Below are 18,876 nucleotides of genomic sequence, written 5' to 3'. Positions count from 1 at the left end.
GTAAGTCCAGATGGAAAAAAGGGGCCGCCCGAAGGCCGCCCCTTGAGTTCGTTCGACGGACGGCGGCGCTTAGAAGCGCAGCTTGCCCGACACGGTGAACAGGCGACCCAGCACGTCATAGGTCGACGGATAGGTGTTGCCGCTGTTGTAGGCGGTCGAACCGGCCGTCGAACCGACCAGAGGCGGCTTCTTGTCGAGCAGGTTGCGCACGCCCGCGGTGAAGGTCAGGTGATCGTTCACCTCGATCTGCGCGGTCAGATCCAGATAGTTGTACGCCTTGATCTGGTTGAAGTTGTAGGTGCCGCCGGCGAGCGGGGTCGGCCCGGTGACCACACCGCTGAACAGCGGCGTCGTGACCTGACGTTGCACCGCGTCGGGGGCCAGCGCCTCGTACCGCACCTTGCCGATGTGGCGCCACAGCAGCGACAGCGTCGCCGGACCGAAGGTCAGGCTGGTGCGCTGGTTCCACTGGAACTCCGGCTGGATCGACGAACAGCTCGTGCTGTAATAGCCGACGCAGTCGCGATCATAGGCGGTCGGCGAGGCACGGAAGTAATTGTGCGCCGTCCACGTGCCCTGGAAGCCGAGGTTGAGCCCGATATCGCCGAAATCACGCGCGTAATTGGCGTTGAGATCGATGCCGTCGGTGCGCAGGCGGCCACGGTTGGTGAGCGGCTGCGGCAGACCCGCGACCGTCGCGCTGGAGCCGCTGAGCCCACCGTTGGTCGCGTTGCGGCGGATTCCCGTGCACGAGGCCGAGGTGGCTTGCGCCGCGGTGATCGCCGAGGGGTTGGTACCGAAGCATTCCGACAGGATATCCGCCGGCGTGGCCGAGGTGATCGCGTTCTTCACCTTGATGTTGAAATAGTCGACCGCGATGCTCAGGCCCGGCACGATGCCGCGCGGCTGCACCACGACGCCGAGCGTGTAGGTGTCGGCCTTTTCCGGCAGAATGGAGGGGCTGCCGCCACCGGTGACGTTCGGCTGGCCCGCCGAAGGCTCGGGGATGGTGCCGATCGCCGATACCGGTGCACCCTGCGCGACGCAGGCGGCGGCGAGGTTGGCGCTGGCGAGCGGACGCGCACCGACGCAGGGGTCGAGACCCGGCGACAGATTGTCGAGGCCCGTCGAGGACGGCGAGAACAATTCGGCGATGTTGGGCGCACGGACCGCACGCTGGTAGACGCCGCGGAACTTGATTTCCTTGACCGGCTCGAAGCTGCCGCCCGCCTTGTAGGTGGTCGCGTTGAAGCTCGGGTTGTTCGCCGCCTGCACCTTGTAGTCGGAATAGCGGATGCCCGCTTCCAGCGTCAGCGAGTGGAAGAACGGCTTGTCGGCGACGAGCGGCGCGATCAGTTCGCCGAACACTTCGCGCACGTCGTAGCTGCCCGCGAACGGCAGCACCGCACCGCCGGCACCACCGAGCTCACCCGGCGACAGCGCATAGGCGTCGGGATCGCGGCGATAGCTGTACTTGCGATATTCGGCACCGGCCGCAAACGCGATCGGCTCGCTGGCGAACGGCGAGGTCGTGCCGAAATCGCCGTTGAACACCGCCTTCGCCTGCGACAGCGCGGTGTGAATCTGGATCGTGCTCTGACCGTTCAGGAAGTTCGCCTGATCGGAGGTGATCGAACCCTGGGCGCCGAAGAGGTTGAGCGGCACGCAGCCGTTCGTCGTGACGGTGCAGGTCGTCGTGTTGGTCGCGTTCAACGCCTGCTGGACACGGCTGCGCAGGACGTAGCCCGACTGGGTTTGGTTGAGGTCGCTCTCGCCATACGCACCGAACACGTCGAGCTTGAGGTGATCGGAGAAGCGCAAGCGCAGCCCCGCCTTATAGTCGAACATCGTCGTCGTGTAGGTCGAGACGCGCGGGCCGAGTTCGGTCGACCGGCGATACACCGCCGGCAGCGTCAGCGCGGCGTTGGTGTTGCAGGCGGCACCGAGCGCGACGTTGTTGATCAGGCAGAGCTGATCGCGCAGGCCCGACGGCAGATACGGATTGTAACCCGGCACGGTCAGCGCCTCGCCGAAGATACCCGACGGTGCGATGATCTGCTGGATCGTGTTCTTCGAGAACATGCCGCGCGTGTAGACTTCGAGATTGTCGTTGATCTCGTAGTTCGCCTGGCCGAAGATATTGTAGCGTTTGAACGGCGTCGCGAAGATGTTGTACGGGTTGAAGTTGAAGCCGCTGTAGAACGGCACCAGCGCGGTGCCGGCGGGATTGACCTGGACGACGCCCGTCGAGAGGCCGGCGCGCAACGCCTGCGCATTGGTGAAGCTGAGCGTGGTCGGCACGCCGGTGCGCGACGAGCCCGAGGCGACGCCGTTGCCCGAACCGATGCCATAGACCGAGATGTCGCGTGCACCCTGGTACAGGGGATCGGCTTCCTGATAGCCCAGACTCAGCACCGCGTTGCCGCGGCCATCGTCGAAATTGGCACCGACGGTCAGGTCGGCACGGAAGTAGTTGGAATCACCGCGCTCGGTGATCTGCTGGCTGGCCGAAGCCTCCATCCCCGCGAAGTTCTTCTTGGTGATGAAGTTGACCACGCCGGCGACCGCATCGGCGCCGTAGGTGGTCGATGCACCACCAGTCAGCACGTCGACGCGCTGGACCAGCGCGGTCGGGATATTGTTGAGGTCGACCGCGCCGCCGGCGGCCGCCGGGACGATCCGGTCGCCGTCGAGCAGCACCAGGTTGCGCTGCGACCCGAGGTTCCGAAGGTTCGCGGTGAAGAAGCCGCCGGTGCCGTTGTTGACGGCCGAACCGATCGACGGGGTCAGGCCGGGAAGCTCGCGCAGGATCTGTTCGACGTTGTTGACGTTGCGCAACGTCAGTTCGTTCTCGGACACGGTGTTGACCGGGGTCGACGACACGAGGTTCGGGTTGCTGATCAGCGTGCCCGTGACGACGATGTCCTGGCCTTCCGCCGCGGGCGGTGCAGCATTGGGATCGTCCGACTTCTGCTGGGTTTCCTGCGTCAGCGGCGAGGTCTGCGCCAAGGCGGGCGACCCGATCAATGCCACCCCGACGATGAGGGTCGTGTTCAGAAGATGAGAACGAAGGCTTAGCGTCATGAGATCCCCTTTGTGTCCGAGCCACCCCCCCGGGCGGCCCGATCGCACCGGCTTTTGTGGCTCGGTCGTGCTATTTTTGTTGCAGTGCGGTTGCATGCATACAATGAGGAATCGGTGTCCGTATCTGATTGTAAAACCATAGTGATATTTCCGTCACAATTGATCTGACAGCGGCATTGTCGTGTTTTTCGGCAACGAATGGAAACAAAGTTGCCCTAATTGTTAAGGATAGAGGTACGTCATGCTGACCTATCTGTTGCTCGCCGGCGCGCTGGCGGCGCCACCTGCCGGGCCGGACCTGCTGCAGACTTTCACCCAATGTCGGACAGTCGCCGATAATGGTGCGCGCCTCGCCTGTTACGATCGCGCTGCACAGGCGATGGATGACGCCCGCCGCAAGAAGGACATCGTCGTTCTCGACCGGAAGGAAGTTCAGAAAGCCAAGCGGTCGATGTTTGGCTTTTCGCTGCCTTCGATCAAATTGTTCGGCGATGGCGAGGACGACGAGCAGTTGAAACAGTTGGTGGGAACGCTGCGATCGTCGACGGGACTGCCGGGCGGACTGATGCGCTTCGCGCTGGATGACGGCGGCGTGTGGGAGACCACCGAGCAGGCGATGGTGCGCCTGCGAGAAGGCGATGTCGTCACGATCAAGGCGGGACCGCTCGGCAGCTATATCGCCAACGCACCGGGCCGGCGTGCGGTGCGCGTGCATCGGCTGCGCTGATGGCTCCGCTGGCCCGGCCCGACGCCGGCTGCCATAACCCTCGCACCCAATTTCAGGATCGGCCCGTCATGACCCGTCTCATCGCCGCCCTCGCCGCGCTGCCGCTGCTCGCCGCGACCACCGCCCCTGTGCAGATTCCGGTGGAGCGCCTCTCCGCCGACGTCAGGGTGCTCGCATCGGATGCGTTCGAAGGGCGTGCGCCGGGAACGCCGGGCGAAGCCAAGACCGTCGCCTGGCTGATCGACCAGTTCAAGGCCGCCGGGCTCGAACCGGGCGGCCCCGCGGGGAGCTGGACGCAGCCGGTGCCGCTGATCCGCACCCAATTGGGCACCGGTGCGGTGACGGCGAACGGCACCGCCTGGACGTTGGGGCGCGACGTCTATCTTTCGACCGTCCGCCCGGCGGCACGCGCGACGATCGCCGACGCGCCGCTGGTCTTCGTCGGCTATGGCGTCTCCGCGCCCGAACGGCAGTGGGACGATTTCAAGGGCGTCGACCTCAAGGGCAAGGTCGCGGTCTTCCTGATCAACGATCCCGATTTCGAGGCGACCGCCGGCGACGATGCCGCCGGCCGGTTCGGCGATCGCCGGATGACCTATTACGGTCGCTGGACCTACAAGTTCGAAGAGGCGGCACGGCGCGGCGCGGTCGGCGCGCTGATCGTCCACGACACGCCCGGCGCGGGCTATGGCTGGGCTACGGTCACCGCCCCCGGCGGCGAGAATTACGACGTCGCCGATCCGGCCGCCCCGCGGATCGGGCTGCAGGGCTGGATCGAGAGGGGCGTGGCGACGCGGCTGTTCGCCGCGGCGGGGCTGGACCTCGCGCAGTTGCGCAAGGCGGCGCGACGGGCGGATTTCCGGCCGGTCGCGTTGCCGGGCACGGGCTTTGCCACCGATCTGCCGGTCACCGTGACGCGCGCGGAAAGCCGCAACGTCCTCGCCAAGCTGACCGGTCGCACGCGGCCCGACGAGACGATCCTCTACGGCGCACATTGGGACGCCTACGGCATCGGCGCGCCCGATGCCTCCGGCCGGACGGTGCGGCCGGGCGCGAACGACGACGCGCTCGGCACCGCCGGCGTGCTCGCGATCGCCCGCGCCGCGGCAAAGGCCCCCCGCCCCGCGCGGACGCAGGTCTTCGCATTGTGGACCGGCGAAGAGCGCGGGCTGCTCGGCTCGGAGACCTATGCCGCGCATCCGGTCTATCCCGCCGCCAAGACGGTCGCCAATCTGACGCTCGACATCCTCCAGACCGCCGGCCCGGCCCGTGACGTGCTGCTGGTCGGCGCAGGGCAGAATGCGCTCGAGGACCAGCTCGCCGCGGCGGCGACGGCGCAGGGGCGGACCGTCACGCCGGAGGCGCTGCCGGAGCGCGGCCTGTTCTACCGCGCCGACCATTTCTCGCTGGCGCGGCGCGGCGTGCCGACGTTGCTGCTGATGGCGATCAGCGGCGCGCCCGACCTCGTCACCGGCGGGCGCGCGGCGGGCCAGCAATGGCTCGACGGCTATATGCGCTGTTACCACCAGACCTGCGACGCCTGGTCGCGCGACTGGCGGCTCGACGGCGCGGCGGCGGATGTCGACCTGCTCCGCCGCATCGGCTTCGACCTCGCCAACGGCGATGCCTGGCCGGTGTGGCGGCCCGGTTCGGAATTCAAGGCCATCCGCGATACGAGTGCCGCCGAGCGCGCGGGGCGGTAGGGGTCGATGGCCCGGCCGGCTGGCTACGGGGATGTTGGCGGAATAAGCCAGGTGACATTCAGGCAAATTCCTCCCCCGACAGAGGGAGGTGGCATGCCGCAGGCATGACGGAGGGGGAGGATACGCAACGCAAGACATCGCTTACCTCCCCCTCCGTCACGGCTTCGCCGCGACACCTCTCCCTTGCGGGGGAGGAATTGGTTCAACCCCTCGATGTCGATTGGGCCTAAAAGTTTGGCATCCTAGAGCGCTAAAACGGGAGGCTCCCCCAACCCATTTTGTCCTGAGCCTGTCGAAGTACCTTGAGACTCAAGCCACTTCCACACATCCAACACCGCCGGGTCCGCGTCGCGTCGTCACGCTCCAGCGCTAGCCTCAGACGGCCCGTGCGCGCTCCTCGACGATCCGTTCCAGCATCGACAGCGGCATCGCCCCCGCCTCCAGCACGTCGTGGAAGTGCTTGAGATCGAATTTATGGCCCGAAATCCGCCGCGCGGTGTCGCGCGCGCGCAGCCAGGCGGCGTGGCCGATCTTGTAGCTGCACGCCTGCGCCGGCGAGACGCAATAGCGCTCGACCTCGCGCTGCGAGCGCCCCGGGGCGAAGCCCACCGTCTCGACGAGGTAGCGGGTCGCCTGATCGTGGGTCCACCGCTTGGTATGGATGCCGGTGTCGACCACCAGCCGCGCCGCGCGGAACAGGAACGACTGGAGATAGCCCGCGCGCTCGACCGGCGAGGCATAGCCGCCCAGCTCGTCGGCGAGCTGTTCGGCGTACAGGGCCCAGCCTTCGAGATAGGCGTTGAAGAAGGCGATCTTGCGCAGGATGTGCGTCGGCGCACGCTGGGCGGTGGAGATCTGCAGATGGTGGCCGGGGACGCCCTCGTGATAGGTCAGGCTCGGCAGCGTGTATTTGGGCCAGTCGTTCACGCTCTTGAGGTTGATCCAATAGATGGCGGCGCGCGACCCATCCAGCGGGGCGCGGAAATAATAGCCGTTGGGCGCGCCGTCCTGGATCTCCGGTGCGACGCGGCGGATCTCCAGCGGCGCACCCGGCGGATTGCTGAACGCCTGCGGCAATTTCGCCTGCATCGCACGGACGCCGGCGTTGAGGCTGCCGATCAGGGCGGCGCGGCCCGCGTCGGTGTCGGCGAACAGCTGCGCCGGCTGGTGGTTGAGCTGGTCGAGCCGCGCGCCGACGGTGTTTTGGGTCAGCCCCTGCGCATGCAGGATGGTGTCGAGCTGCGCGGTCAGTTCCGCCACCTGTTGCAGCCCCATGCGATGTACCTCGGCCGGCGACAGCGGCGTGGTGGTCGCCTGCGCCAGCGCGGCGGCGTAGATCGCCTCCCCCTCGGGGATCGCCCAGATGCCCGCCGCGTCGCGCGCCGAGCCGCGGAGCTGGCGGATCAGCGCGATCTGGCGATCGAGCGCGGGATAGACCTGCGTCTCGACGATGCGCGTCGCGCGCGCCTGCCAGTCGCCGGCGATGTTGGCGGCGGTGGCGCGCCGGACCAGCGACTGGACGAGCTGGCTGTCCGCCGCCGCGGGGGCGCGCAGCTTGACCATCTGCCCAAGCGCCAGATCGAGCGAGAAATCGGGTGCCAGCCGGCCCTTGGCGGCTTCGCGACGCTGCACCTCGCTTTCGTTGTCGAGCTGGCGGCCCATCAGCGCGAGCCGGTCGAGATAGGCCTGCGCATCGTCCGCGGTCTTCACCGGATGGGTGGAATCGAGGAAATCGGGCAGCGAGAAATAGACGCCGTCCTGCTGCGAGATCGGATACGGCCCCTGCGGCGAGGACAGGCCGAACCGCTCCGGGCCGATCATGTTGGATTCGATGTTGTAGAGCACGACCTCGCGATCGATCCGCGCCTTCGCCGACAGCGATGCGGGATCGACCGCGGTGACCAGCGCGCGGGCGCGGCGGCTGCGCGCGAGATCGTCGGCGATCGCCCGATAGCTGTTGTCGCCCAGCGTATGGCGCAGGCCGGCATTGGCGCCGGTATCGAGGCCCAGCGAGGTGGCGAATTCGGGCGCCGCCTGGACCGTCGCGGCGAGCACCTGATCGAAGGCGGCGGTGAGGCGCGCGTCGCCCGGCGCCGCCGCGGCCGGCGGCGGCGTCACGCCCTGCGCGAACACCATTCGCGGTGCGATGCCCAATCCCGCAGCAGCGACACCGGACGTGAGAAACAGACGACGATCCATGCCGATAGCCCTTCGAAACAGGAGAAGTCCGAAGGCTAGGCGACGATCATGCGGCGGCGCAAGCCCGCAGATCGGACGGGGAAAGCCAGCCTTCCCCGTCCGATCCGTGCGTCCTCAATAGGAGATGCGCACGCCCGCATAATAGCGGCGGCCGAGCGGATCGTAGGTGCCCGCATCGGTGTCCTGCCCCGCCGACGAGCCGATGTCCGCGATATACGGCGGCTTGTTGTCGAGCAGATTGTCGCCGCCGACGAAGAATTCGAACTTGTCCGCGGTGCGGAAGCGAAGCTGCGAATCGAGGTAGAATTGCGGACGGACGCGGACCGCCGGGTCCGAACCCGGCCGCTCGCCGGTGAGCTGATCGTCGACGCTCGCCTGGCTGAGCCAGGTGCCGGTGACGGTCAGGCCGACGCCCTGGATGTCGTACGAGCCGTTGATCGTGAAGCGGTCGCGCGATGCGCCGATCTCGCCGGCGAAGTAATCGCGGTCCGATCCCGGTACGGGCACGGTATAGCCCGAGATCAGATGCGTGTACGACCCGCGCAGGCCGAGCGTACCGTCCAGTCCCCAATTGGCGAGGTTCTGGCGCCACGTCACCGTGGTGTCGACGCCCGACGTCTTGGTGCCGCCGCTGTTGCGATAGGTCGAATTGACCTGATCGATCGAGCCGGCGCTGTTGCCGCCCTGCGCGGCGGCACGGCGGACGACCTGGCTGCAATAGTCCTGATTGCCCTGGTTGTAGCATTGCGCCAGCGTGAACTGCAGCGGCGTGAAGACGATCGCGTCCTTGATCTGGACGTTGAAGTAATCGACGGTCAGCACGAAGTTGCGCAGCGCGCTGATCGAGCGCGGGTTGATCACCACGCCGGCGGTGAAGCTGTCGCCCTTTTCCTCCTGCAGGCCGGTATTGCCGCTGCCGAAGCTGGTGATGCCCTGCCGGTCGGACTGGCTGACGGTGAAGGTGCCGTTGTTGGCGGCGATGTTGGCGCGGACGCCGGCGGCGGCGAGGCACTGCGTGCCCTGCGTGCCCGTCGACGCCAGCGTCACCCCGGCGCAGGGGTCGAGCAGGCCGCTCGGGAAATCCTGCTGCGCGGGCTGGAACAGCTCGTTGATGTTGGGCGCGCGCACCGAGCGTGCCTTGATCACGCGGAAGCGGATGTCCTCCACCGGCGCCCATTCGCCGCCGTAATTGTAGCTGAACGTCGTGCCGACCGTCGAATAGTCGGACACGCGCACCGCACCGCGCAGGCTGAGCGAATGGAAGAACGGCTTGTCCTTGATCAGCGGGACGATCGCCTCGCCGAAGCCTTCCCAGACGTGGAAGCGGCCGCTGGTGGCGGGCAGCGCGTTGTTGCCGTTCAGCCCCTGCTGGGTGAGCAGATCGAAGCTGTTGCTGCTGGTCTCGCGACGATATTCGGTGCCGATGTTGACCCCGACCGGGTCGGCGCCGAACAGCGAGAACAGCTTGCCGGTGACGTTGCCGCCGAACACGGTCTGCGTCACCTTGGCATCCAGCGTCGTCGGCACGGCGAGATAGCCCGCGGCCGGTGCCAGCGTGCCGACACCATAGATGTTGGCGGGAACGCAGCCGGCGGCGCGCGCCGCCGGGTCGGCGCAGACCGCCTGGCCGGTGGCGGGATCGGTATAAGCGTTCAGCGCCTGCTGGAAGCGGCGGGTGTCGAACTGGCCCGTGCCTTCCTGATGCTCCTTGCTCTGGCCGTAGATGCCGTAGACATCGTAGCTCCAGCGATCACCGGCGAAGCTGCCGTTGAGCCCGCCCGCGACGCGGAACAGGTCGCGATCCGCCGAGCTGGTGCGATTGCCGAAATCGGCGAGACGGCGGTCGAACGAGACGTCCTTCAAGCCGTCGCCGTCCGTATCGGTCGCGGCGTTGAAGATCGCATCCGGCACGAAGGGATTGCGGTAGGTCGTGCCGCCGACGACGGTCTGGATCGGCACGCGGTCGGTCGCTCCAACGACGCCGAAGGTCGAATCGAGCGGGAACGGCTCGATGACGGTGTTGACCTTGGTCTTGGCGTAATTGCCCTCGACCCACAGATTGGCGGCCGGCGAGACTTCGAAATTGGCGCGACCGGCGGCGACGTAGCGCTCGACGGGCACCGCGAGATAGCGATAGTCGGACCGGTTGAAGCCGCCGCAGTCCCCATCGGTGCAATCGACCAGCGAGCCGGTGTTGTAGCTGAACGTCTGGTCGCCTGCGCGAACGCGGCCGCCGGGTGCGTAGGTCGAAAGGAAGGGCCGGAAGGGGTCGTTCGGATAGACGTCGTTGCTCGTCGAATCCACCGCGCTCGAACCGGCTTCGGTCGAGCGGTCGCGCTTCAGCACGGTGCCCTGCTTCGAATAGCTGCCGAAGAGCATGATGTTGCCGCGGCCGTCGGCGAAATTCTTGCCGCCGAGCAGGCTGACCTGACGGTCGAAGCCGTCGCCGCGCTGCGAGATGCCGACCTGGCCGTCGGCCTGAAGCCCCTCGAAATTCTTCTTGTAGACGATGTTGACGACGCCGGCGACCGCGTCCGACCCATAGACGGCCGAGGCGCCGCCGGTGAGCACGTCGACCCGGTCGATGAACTGGGTCGGGATGACGTTGAGGTCGACCGCCTGGCTGCCCGGCTGCCCCGAGACGAAGCGGCGGCCGTTGACCAGCACCAGCGTGCGGTCCTCGCCGAGGTTGCGCAGGTTGACCGTCGCGGCGCCCGCGCCCTGGGTCGCGAAGCTCGAATTGGTGCGGCTGATGCCGGGCGTACCGAACGACGGATTCTGCAACAGCACTTCCTGGACGTTGATCGCGCCCTGCTGCTGGATCTGCTCGGCACCGATTACCTGGAGCGGTGACGCCGAGGCGGCGGCGGGCGAGGCGATGCGCGAGCCGGTGATGACGATATCGCCCTGATCGGGGGCCTGCGCGCTGTCGTCGGCGGCGGGGGTCACGCCGGTCGCCGCGGGGCTGGCCGCCTGATCGTTGGTGGTCTGCGCCGGGGTTCCCTGCGTGGGCAGCGCCGTGTCCTGCGCCTGGACCGGACCGGCGACGAGCGCGCCGGCAAAGAGGGTGGAGGCCATCAGGCGATGGCGATACGCTAACTTCATACGGGAACCCTCGAACGAACTGACAGGAAGGACAGCAAATATGTCCTGCGCGTGCGGCGCTGCTAGCCGTCCTGCGGTGTCCGGAGGAACCCGTAAAAGCCCTCGTGTTTCAGATTATTGCATCGTGTTGCCAAGATGCGACACCATCACTGACATTTCGACCGGTCAGTACGCCCCACCCAGCGCCCGGATCGTATCGGTCGCGGTCTGCAGCTGGCGGCTGCGCAGGTCGAGCAGCGCACGCTGCGCGTCGAGTGCGGCGGTCTGCGCGGTGACGACGTCGAGATAATCCGCGGCACCGTCGCGATAGCGGGTCAGCGCGAGATCGCGGGTGCGCGCCGCGGCGTCCGCGGCGACGTGCTGGTCCTTCTCCTGCGCGGCGAGCAGGCGCTGCGCGGACAGATCGTCCTCGACCTCGCGGAACGCGTCGAGCACGGTCTGGCGATAGGTCGCGACGGTCTCGTCATAGTCGGCGCGGGCGATGCGGACGCCCGCCCGCCGCCGCCCGCCATCGAACACCGCCAGCGCCGCCGAGACCGGGCCGAGCGCCCAGAAGGTGTTGGACGCGCTGAACAAGGCGCCGGTCGCCGCCTGGAAACCGCCCGAGGCGCCCAGCGTCAGCGACGGGAACAGCGCCGCGCGGGCGACGCCGATCCGCGCATTGGCGGCGGCGACGCGGCGTTCGGCCGCGGCGATATCGGGGCGGCGCTCGACCAACGTCGAGGGCAGGCCGGCGGGGATCGCGGGTGGTGCGAGCTGGCGATCGACCACCGCGATCGTCACTTCGGCGGGCGGCCGGCCGGTGAGGACGGCGATGGCATGTTCGTCGCGCTGGCGGGCGATTGCCACCGACGACAATTCCGCCCGCGCGCTGGACAATTGGCTCTGCGCGCGGCTGACGTCGATGCCGGAGGCGATGCCGCCGCGATGGCGCGTGTCGGTGAGGCGGAAGGCGCGCTCGAACGCGGTCACCGTCTCGCGCAACAGCACGATCCGCGCGTCGAGCCCGCGCATGTCGAAATAGGCGGTGGCGAGCTGCGCCTGCAAGCCGAGCCGCAGGCCGGCGACGTCCGCCTCGCTCGCCTGCGCCGCAGCGGTGTTGGCGCGGATCGAATTGCGCACCCGGCCGAACAGGTCGACCTCGTAATCGAGCGACGGGCCGACCGTCGCCACCGAATAGGTCGCGGCGGAATCGGTCGGCGACAGCGGCCGTCCCGCCGAGACGCGCTGGCGCCCCGCCGACGCGCCGAGGCCGATCTCGGGATACAGGTCCGACCGGGCCTGACGGACCAGCCCGCGCGCCTGTTCGTAGCGCGCGGTGGCGGCGGCGAGATCGAAATTGCCGCCAGCGACCTGCTCCTCGAGGCCGTCGAGCGTCGCGTCGCCGAACGCCTGCCACCATTTGCCCGCGGGCGGCACCGCGGTGCCCGCCGTCTGCCAGCCCGCCGCTTCCTTGAACGCAGGGGGCGTCGCCGCGGTCGGTTGGCGATAGTCGGGCGCGGTCGAACAGGCGGCCATCGCCAGCGCGGCGACGGTGGCGAACAGGCTCCTAGTGTTTGGCATCGACCGGCGCCTTGGCTGTGCCCGTCACGCGCACCGGATCACCCTCGGCGAGCGAATCGGGCGGGTTGTCGATCACGTCGTCGCCGCGGTTCAGCCCGGCGCTCACCTCGACCGTCGCGCCGCGGTCCTGCCCGATCGTGATCGTGCGCAGATGCGCCTTGCCGTCGCGGCCCGCGACGGCGACCTGCGTGCCCTTCTGGCCGATGATCAGCGCGCTTGCCGGCAGCGTCAGCGCATTGCCGCCGCTCGCCAGCGGGAAGCTCGCCTGCGCATAGGCGCCGGGCTTGAGTGCGCGATCGGGATTGGCCGCCTGCACCTCGACCAGCACGGTGCCCGAGGCGGGATCGACCGCATCGGCGGTGCGCGTCAGCTCGGCCTCGAAGCGGCGGCCGGGATATTCGGGCAGCGCCAGCGTGACGTGCTGGCCGCGATGGACCTGCGCCGAATAGCTCTGCGGCACGCGGACATAGGCGCGGATGCGGCTGACGTCGGCAACGGTGAACAACGGCGTCGATCCCGCGGTGCCGGCGGTGACCAGGGCGCCGACATCGGTGGCGCGGCTCGTCACCACGCCGGCGAAGGGCGCGACCAGCCGCGTGAACCCCTGCGTGAAGCGCAACCGCGACACGTCGGCACGCGCCGCCTCGGCGACCGCGGTCTTGGCGGCGAGATCGCCGATCTTCTCGTCGGTCTCCTGTTTCGACACCGCATCCTCGGCGAGCATCGTCCGCCAGCGCGTCGCGGTGGAGGCCGCGAGCTGGCGATTGGCCTGCGCGGTCTGCAGATTGGCGCGCGCCGCGGCGAGCTGCTGGTCGACCTCGGGCGCGTCGAGCACCGCGAGCACCTGCCCAGCCCGCACGGGATCGCCGATATCGACGTACCAGCGCCGCACATAGCCGCTGGTCCGCGCGAAGATCGGCGCGCTGTTGAGCGCCTGCAACGCCGCCGGCAGCGACAGATTGCCCTGCGCCGTCACCGCCGCCGGGTGCAGCACCGTCACCGCCGGCGTCGATTGCGCATTGGTCCAGCTGGCGAGCCGGTGCTCGGCGCGCGAGCGGATCGCGATGCCGGCGCCGGCGACGCCGACCGCGAGCAACGCCGCGCCGATCACGATGGGGCGCAGCGGCTTGCCGCCGCGCGGCGCGGCCTCCTGCTCAGCCATGGACTTCCTCCAGACGGTTTGCCTCCGGTGCGGTGGCCGCGGCGCGGCGGCGGTGCACGAGGCTGAAGATGACGGGTACGAACAACAAGGTGGCGAAGGTCGCGACGAGCAATCCGCCGATCACCGCGCGGCCGAGCGGCGCATTCTGCTCGCCGCCCTCGCCCAGCCCCAGCGCCATCGGCAGCATGCCGATGATCATCGCCAGCGCGGTCATCAGCACCGGGCGGAAGCGGGTCATCCCCGCCTCCAGCGCCGCCGCGGTCGCATCGCCCAGCTCGGCGAGCCGCTCGCGCGCGAAGCTGACGACGAGGATCGCATTGGCGGTGGCGACGCCCATGCACATGATCGCGCCGGTCAGCGCCGGCACCGACAGCGTCGTGCCGGTGACGAACAGCATCCACACGATCCCGGCGAGCGCGCCGGGCAATGCGGTGATGATGACGAAGGGATCGAGCCAGCTTTGGAAATTGACGACGATCAGCAGGTAGATCAGCAGCACCGCGCCGATCAGACCGAAGCCGAGGCCGGAGAAGGCGCTGTTCATCGTCGCATATTGGCCGCGCAGCGTGACCGTCGCGCCCTTGGGCGCCTGCCCCTGGAGCGAGGCGAGCACGGCCTTGATGTCGCCCGACACCGCGCCGAGGTCGCGGCCGTTGGGGGTCGCGAAGATGTCGACCACCGGCGCGATATTGTAGTGCGAGATCACCGCCGCGGCGGTGCTGCGCCGGATCGTGCCGAGCCCGCCGAGCACCTGCGCCGGCCCGGTGGCGCCCGACACCGGGATGTTCGACAGATCGTCGATCGAGCCGACGCGATATTCGGGCGCCTGCGCGACGACCGGATAGGAGACGCCGTTCTCCGGATTGAGGAAGAACACCGGCGCGGTCTGCGACGTGCCGGCGAGCGAGTTGGCGACGCTGGTGGTGACGTCGCGCTCGGTCAGGCCGTATTGGCCGATGCGGCTGCGATCGACCGCGACGTCGAGCTGCGGATAGCGGGCCGATTGCTGGATGCGCGCGTCGGCGACGCCGGGAATCGCCTGGATGCGGCGCAGGATCAGCCGGGCATAAGCGGCATTGGCCGCGGCATCCTTGCCCGCCACTTGGATGTCGATCGGCGCGGGCGCGCCGAAGTTCAGGATCTGGCTGGTGATGTCGGCGGGCAGGAACGAGAAGGTCGCGCCCGGGAAATCACGCGGCAGTTTTTCGCGCAGCATACGGACGTAATCGGCGGTCGGCGCATGATCCTCGGCGAGCTGGATCAGGATGTCGCCGTCCTGCGGCCCCACCGTGCCGGAGTTGTTGTAGGTGGTGTTGATCGAGCTGACCGGCAGGCCGATGTTGTCGACCACCGAGACGAGCTCGTTCGCCGGGATGATCTGGCGGATGCGGCGTGCGATCCGGTCGAACTGCGCCGACGTATCCTCGATGCGGCTGCCGACCGGCGCACGGACGTGCAGCGCCATCTGGCCGGCGTCGACCGCCGGGAAGAAATTCTGGCCGAGGAACGGCACCAGCAGAAACGACAGCAAGGTCGCGGCGAGGAAGCCGATCACGAACGGCCGCGGCGTCGCCAGTCCGCGTTCCAGCAGCCCGCCGTAGCGGGTGCGGATCGCCTCGAACCGCGTCTCGAAACCGCGCTGGAAGCGGACCAGCGGGTTGCGCGACTGCGGCGTGCCGGCGCTATGCTGGTCGTGATCGTCGCCGGCGCCGTGCGGGCGGAGCAGGTACATCGCCATCGTCGGCACCAGCGTGCGCGACAGGATGAAGCTGGCGATCATCGCGAACACCACCGCCAGCGCCAGCGGCACGAACAGGAAGCCGGCGACCCCCGGCAGGAAGAACATCGGCACGAAGACGATGCAGATGCACAGCAGGGAGACGAAGGCGGGTGTAACGATCTGCGCGGCGCCGTCGAGGATCGCGGTCCGCACCGGCTTGCCCTGTTCGAGGTGCCAGTTGATGTTCTCGATCGTCACCGTCGCATCGTCGACGAGGATGCCGACCGCGAGGCTGAGGCCGCCCAGCGTCATCGTGTTGAGCGTATTGCCGGTGATCGCCAGGCCGATGATCGCGGCGAGGATCGCCAGCGGGATCGAGATCGCGATGATGACGGTCGAGCGCCACGAGCCGAGGAACAGCAGGATCATCAGGCTGGTCAGCGCCGCGGCGATCGCGCCTTCCTTGACCACGCCCTCCACCGCCGCCTTCACGAACAGCGACTGGTCGCCGATCGGCACGATCTTGAGCCCGGGCGGCAGCGTCTCCTCCAGCTTGGGGAGCGCATCCTTGATCCCCTGCACGATCGCCAGCGTCGAGGTCGCGCCGTTCTTCAGCACGGTCATGATGACGGAGCGCGCGCCGTCGACGTGGACGACGTTGGTCTGCGGCGCGGAGCCGTCGCGGACGTGCGCGACGTCGCGCATGTAGATCGTCGCGCCGCCGACGACCTTGATCGGCAGGTTGTTGAGTTCCTCGACGCTGCCCGGCGCGTTGTTCAGCCGCACCGCATATTGGAAGCCGCCGATCTTGGCGAAGCCCGCCGGGTTGATCTGGTTCTGCGCGGCGATGGCATTGCCGACGTCCTGCGCCGACAGCCCCTTCGACTGCAACGCCTGCGGATCGAGGTCGATCTGGATCTGCCGCTGCCGCCCGCCCGAGGGATAGGGGATCGCCGCGCCCGGCACCGTCACCAGCCCGGGGCGGATCTGGTTGCTGGCCAGATCGAACATCTGCCCCTCCGACAGGCCCTTGCCCGACAGCGCGAGCTGGACGATCGGCACGGTCGAGGCGCTGTAGTTGAGCACCAGAGGCGGTGTGATGCCGGGCGGGAGCTGCTTGAGCACGGTCTGCGAGACCGACGTCACCTGCGCGGTGGCGGTGCGGATGTCGGCGCCGGGCTGGAAATAGATCTTCACCACGCCGATGCCGGGCAGCGACTGGCTTTCGATATGATCGATGCCGTTGACCGTGGTGGTCAGCACGCGTTCGAACGGGGTGATGATCCGCCCCGACATCTCGTCCGGCGACAGGCCGCTATATTGCCACGCGGTGGCGATCACCGGCACGCGGATGTCCGGAAAGATGTCGACCGGGGTGCGCAGCGCGGCGAGCACGCCGACGATGCCGATCACGATCGCCATCACCACGAAGGTGAGCGGGCGCGCCAGCGCGGTGCGGACGAGACCGATCATGGCCGCCCCTGCGCCGGGGCGACGGGCATTCTCAACGCAGCGTGGGACACGACCTGCTCCATCGGCTTCGAACCGCAGCGCAACCGTTGCTGCACCGCAGCGATTGCGCGGTTAACCACGCGCTTGTCCAATATCGGTTTACGCCGCATTGAGACGTAGTAGATATGGATCATGGAACTCCGCCATCTCCGATATTTCATCCAGGTCGCCTCCGACCTGCATTTCGCCCGCGCCGCGACGCGGCTCGGCATCTCGCAGCCGCCGCTCAGCCAGCAGATCCGGCAGCTCGAGGAGGAGATCGGCGTGCGGTTGTTCGAGCGGACCAGCCGCCGCGTCGCGCTGACCCCCGCGGGCACGTTGTTCCTCGATGCCGCACGCGAGACGATCCGCCAGGCCGACCGCGCGGTGGAGATCGCCCGCCGCGCCGCGCGCGGCGACATCGGCGCGCTGTCGATCGGCTTCAATCCGTCGGCGCCGTTCATCCAGCCGGTCGCGCTGGCGATCAACGCCTACCGCCGCACCTATCCCGACGTGCAATTGGCGCTGACCGAGATGGGGGCACCCGACCAGATCAATGCGGTGGAGAGCCGCGCGCTCGACATCGGCTTCGTCCGCCACTTCGGCCCGCCGGCGCTGCCCGAGGGGGTCGCGGCGACGCGCCTGCTCAGCGAGGGGCTGTTCGTCGCGATGCGCGCCGACCATCCGCTCGCCTCGCGCACCGCGCTGCGGCTGGCGGACATCGCCGGCGAGCCGATGGTCGTCTACGGCCGCGATCGCAGCGGCTGTTTCAGCGACCGCATCTTCGCGATGATCCGTGAGGGCGGCAACGAGCCGGTGATCGCGCAACGGGTCGGCGAGGCCTCGACCCTGCTCGGCCTCGTCGCCGCCGGGGTCGGCGTGACGATCGTCGCGGCGTCGCTATGCGCGCTCCAGTCGACCGGCCTCGCCTATCTGCCGCTGCTCGACCCGCAGGCGCGCACCGACATGTGGCTGATCCACCATCGCCATTCCGCCACCCTGCCCTGCCGCCATTTCATCGCGATCGTCGAGGAGGGCCTTGCCGCGGATCACGCCGTCGCGGCCTAACCCGCCCGGCACGCCTCTAATTCCGCCCGTAGCGTGGCGACCAGCGCCGCCGCCGGCATCGCGCGGGCCAGCGGCGCGCCCTGTCCGGCCCATTGCGCGCCGAACCCGTGCTCGTCCCGCGCCCGCGCCGCGGCATGCAGCGCCTTTCCGGCATCGTAGGCGATGGGATAATCGGGCGGCCGCCGATCGGTGACCAGCGCGGTGAAGCGATTGGCCAGCGCCCGCGCCGGCCGGCCCGAGACCGCCGCGGTCATCCGCGTGTGATATGCCCCCGGCCCCGCCAGCGCCGCCCGATAGGCCGCGTCCGCCGCCGATTCCGGGCAGCCGATGAACGCGGTCCCGAGTTGCGCCGCGACCGCACCCAGATCGCGCGCCGCGGCGATCCCGGCGCCGTCCATGATCCCGCCAGCCGCGATCACCGGCAAACGCGTCTCGCGCACCAGCAGCCGCGTCAACGCGACCGTGCCGAGCGCGTCGTCAGCGCCGTCGGGATCGAAGATGCCGCGATGCCCGCCGGCCTCGATCCCCTGCGAGACGACGCCGTCGATCCCCGCCGTCTCGATCGCCCGCGCCTCGGCGAGGCTGGTCGCGGTCGCGAGCAGCACGATCCCGCGCGCACGCAGCGCGGCGATGATCTCCGCCGAGGGCAGGCCGAAGTGGAAGCTGACCACCGGCGGCGCGACCTCCAGCAGCATCACGAGCATCTCGGGATCGTCGGCGAAGCTGCGGTAGATCGTCCGCAGCGTCGCCGGCGGCGTCGCGCCGACTTCGGCGAAGAGCGGCGCGAGGGCCGCCAGCCACGCCGCCTCGCGCGCCGGATCGACCTGCGGCGAGCGATGGACGAACAGATTGACGTTGAACGCCCGCCCGGTACCCGCCCGCACCGCCGCGATCATCGAGCGCGCGCCCGCGGCATCGGTCGCTCCGACGCCGATCGACCCCATCGCCCCCGCCTCGCACACCGCCGCGGCCAATGCCGGGGTCGACACCCCCGCCATCGGCGCCTGGATCAGCGGCACCGAGCACCCGAACCGATCGAACCACGTCATCCCCG

11 protein-coding genes are annotated in these 18,876 nt (G+C 68.7%); 3 read left to right on the top strand and 8 right to left on the bottom strand.

All coding sequences use genetic code 11. The annotated features are described in order from the left end of the window. Positions 1–69: 69 nt before the first annotated feature. Positions 70–3,033, bottom strand: coding sequence for a TonB-dependent receptor domain-containing protein (locus tag SFC76_RS01430; RefSeq protein WP_322847712.1), 2,964 nt, complete (start codon positions 3,031–3,033; stop codon positions 70–72). 292 nt (positions 3,034–3,325) lie between these two features. Between SFC76_RS01430 and SFC76_RS01425 the strand changes: the two genes are divergently transcribed. Then, positions 3,326–3,811 (top strand): hypothetical protein, encoded by a 486-nt coding sequence (locus SFC76_RS01425; RefSeq protein ID WP_322847711.1) that lies wholly within the window; start codon positions 3,326–3,328, stop codon positions 3,809–3,811. Positions 3,812–3,879: 68 nt separating this feature from the next. Beyond that, complete coding sequence (locus SFC76_RS01420; protein ID WP_322847710.1) at positions 3,880–5,514, top strand: M28 family peptidase; 1,635 nt, start codon at positions 3,880–3,882, stop codon at positions 5,512–5,514. 375 nt (positions 5,515–5,889) lie between these two features. Here SFC76_RS01420 and SFC76_RS01415 read toward each other — a convergent pair whose 3' ends face one another. The 6 genes from SFC76_RS01415 to SFC76_RS01390 form a co-directional block, all read right to left on the bottom strand. Then, positions 5,890–7,713 carry a DUF885 domain-containing protein gene (locus SFC76_RS01415; protein ID WP_322847709.1) on the bottom strand — a complete coding sequence of 608 codons (1,824 nt, stop codon included), beginning with the start codon at positions 7,711–7,713 and terminating at the stop codon, positions 5,890–5,892. Between the two features lie 114 nt (positions 7,714–7,827). Further along, positions 7,828–10,791 (bottom strand): TonB-dependent receptor plug domain-containing protein, encoded by a 2,964-nt coding sequence (locus tag SFC76_RS01410; RefSeq protein WP_322847708.1) that lies wholly within the window; start codon positions 10,789–10,791, stop codon positions 7,828–7,830. Between the two features lie 192 nt (positions 10,792–10,983). After that, the gene (locus SFC76_RS01405; RefSeq protein ID WP_322847707.1) at positions 10,984–12,381 is read right to left on the bottom strand and encodes an efflux transporter outer membrane subunit; all 1,398 of its coding nucleotides are present in this window, start codon (positions 12,379–12,381) and stop codon (positions 10,984–10,986) included. Then, positions 12,368–13,543, bottom strand: coding sequence for an efflux RND transporter periplasmic adaptor subunit (locus SFC76_RS01400; RefSeq protein ID WP_322847706.1), 1,176 nt, complete (start codon positions 13,541–13,543; stop codon positions 12,368–12,370). Before SFC76_RS01400 ends, SFC76_RS01405 begins: the two co-directional genes overlap by 14 nt. After that, positions 13,536–16,736 (bottom strand): efflux RND transporter permease subunit, encoded by a 3,201-nt coding sequence (locus SFC76_RS01395; protein ID WP_322847705.1) that lies wholly within the window; start codon positions 16,734–16,736, stop codon positions 13,536–13,538. The genes SFC76_RS01400 and SFC76_RS01395 overlap by 8 nt, the downstream gene beginning before the upstream one ends. Continuing rightward, positions 16,733–16,909, bottom strand: a complete 177-nt coding sequence (locus tag SFC76_RS01390; RefSeq protein WP_322847704.1) for a hypothetical protein — start codon at positions 16,907–16,909, stop codon at positions 16,733–16,735. Before SFC76_RS01390 ends, SFC76_RS01395 begins: the two co-directional genes overlap by 4 nt. Between SFC76_RS01390 and SFC76_RS01385 the strand changes: the two genes are divergently transcribed. After that, positions 16,908–17,822, top strand: a complete 915-nt coding sequence (locus SFC76_RS01385; protein WP_322847703.1) for a LysR substrate-binding domain-containing protein — start codon at positions 16,908–16,910, stop codon at positions 17,820–17,822. The two genes, SFC76_RS01390 and SFC76_RS01385, sit on opposite strands and share 2 nt — an antisense overlap. Here the strand turns inward: SFC76_RS01385 and SFC76_RS01380 are convergent. Next, positions 17,819–18,871, bottom strand: coding sequence for a nitronate monooxygenase (locus tag SFC76_RS01380; protein ID WP_322847702.1), 1,053 nt, complete (start codon positions 18,869–18,871; stop codon positions 17,819–17,821). The genes SFC76_RS01385 and SFC76_RS01380 overlap by 4 nt on opposite strands. Between the last annotated feature and the right edge of the window lie 5 nt (positions 18,872–18,876).

Origin of the sequence: Sphingomonas sp. CD22, assembly GCF_034556155.1 — a bacterium.
GTDB lineage: Bacteria > Pseudomonadota > Alphaproteobacteria > Sphingomonadales > Sphingomonadaceae > Sphingomonas.
The sequence above is the reverse complement of the archived record's forward strand: the minus strand, read 5'-3'. Positions and strand labels throughout refer to the sequence as shown.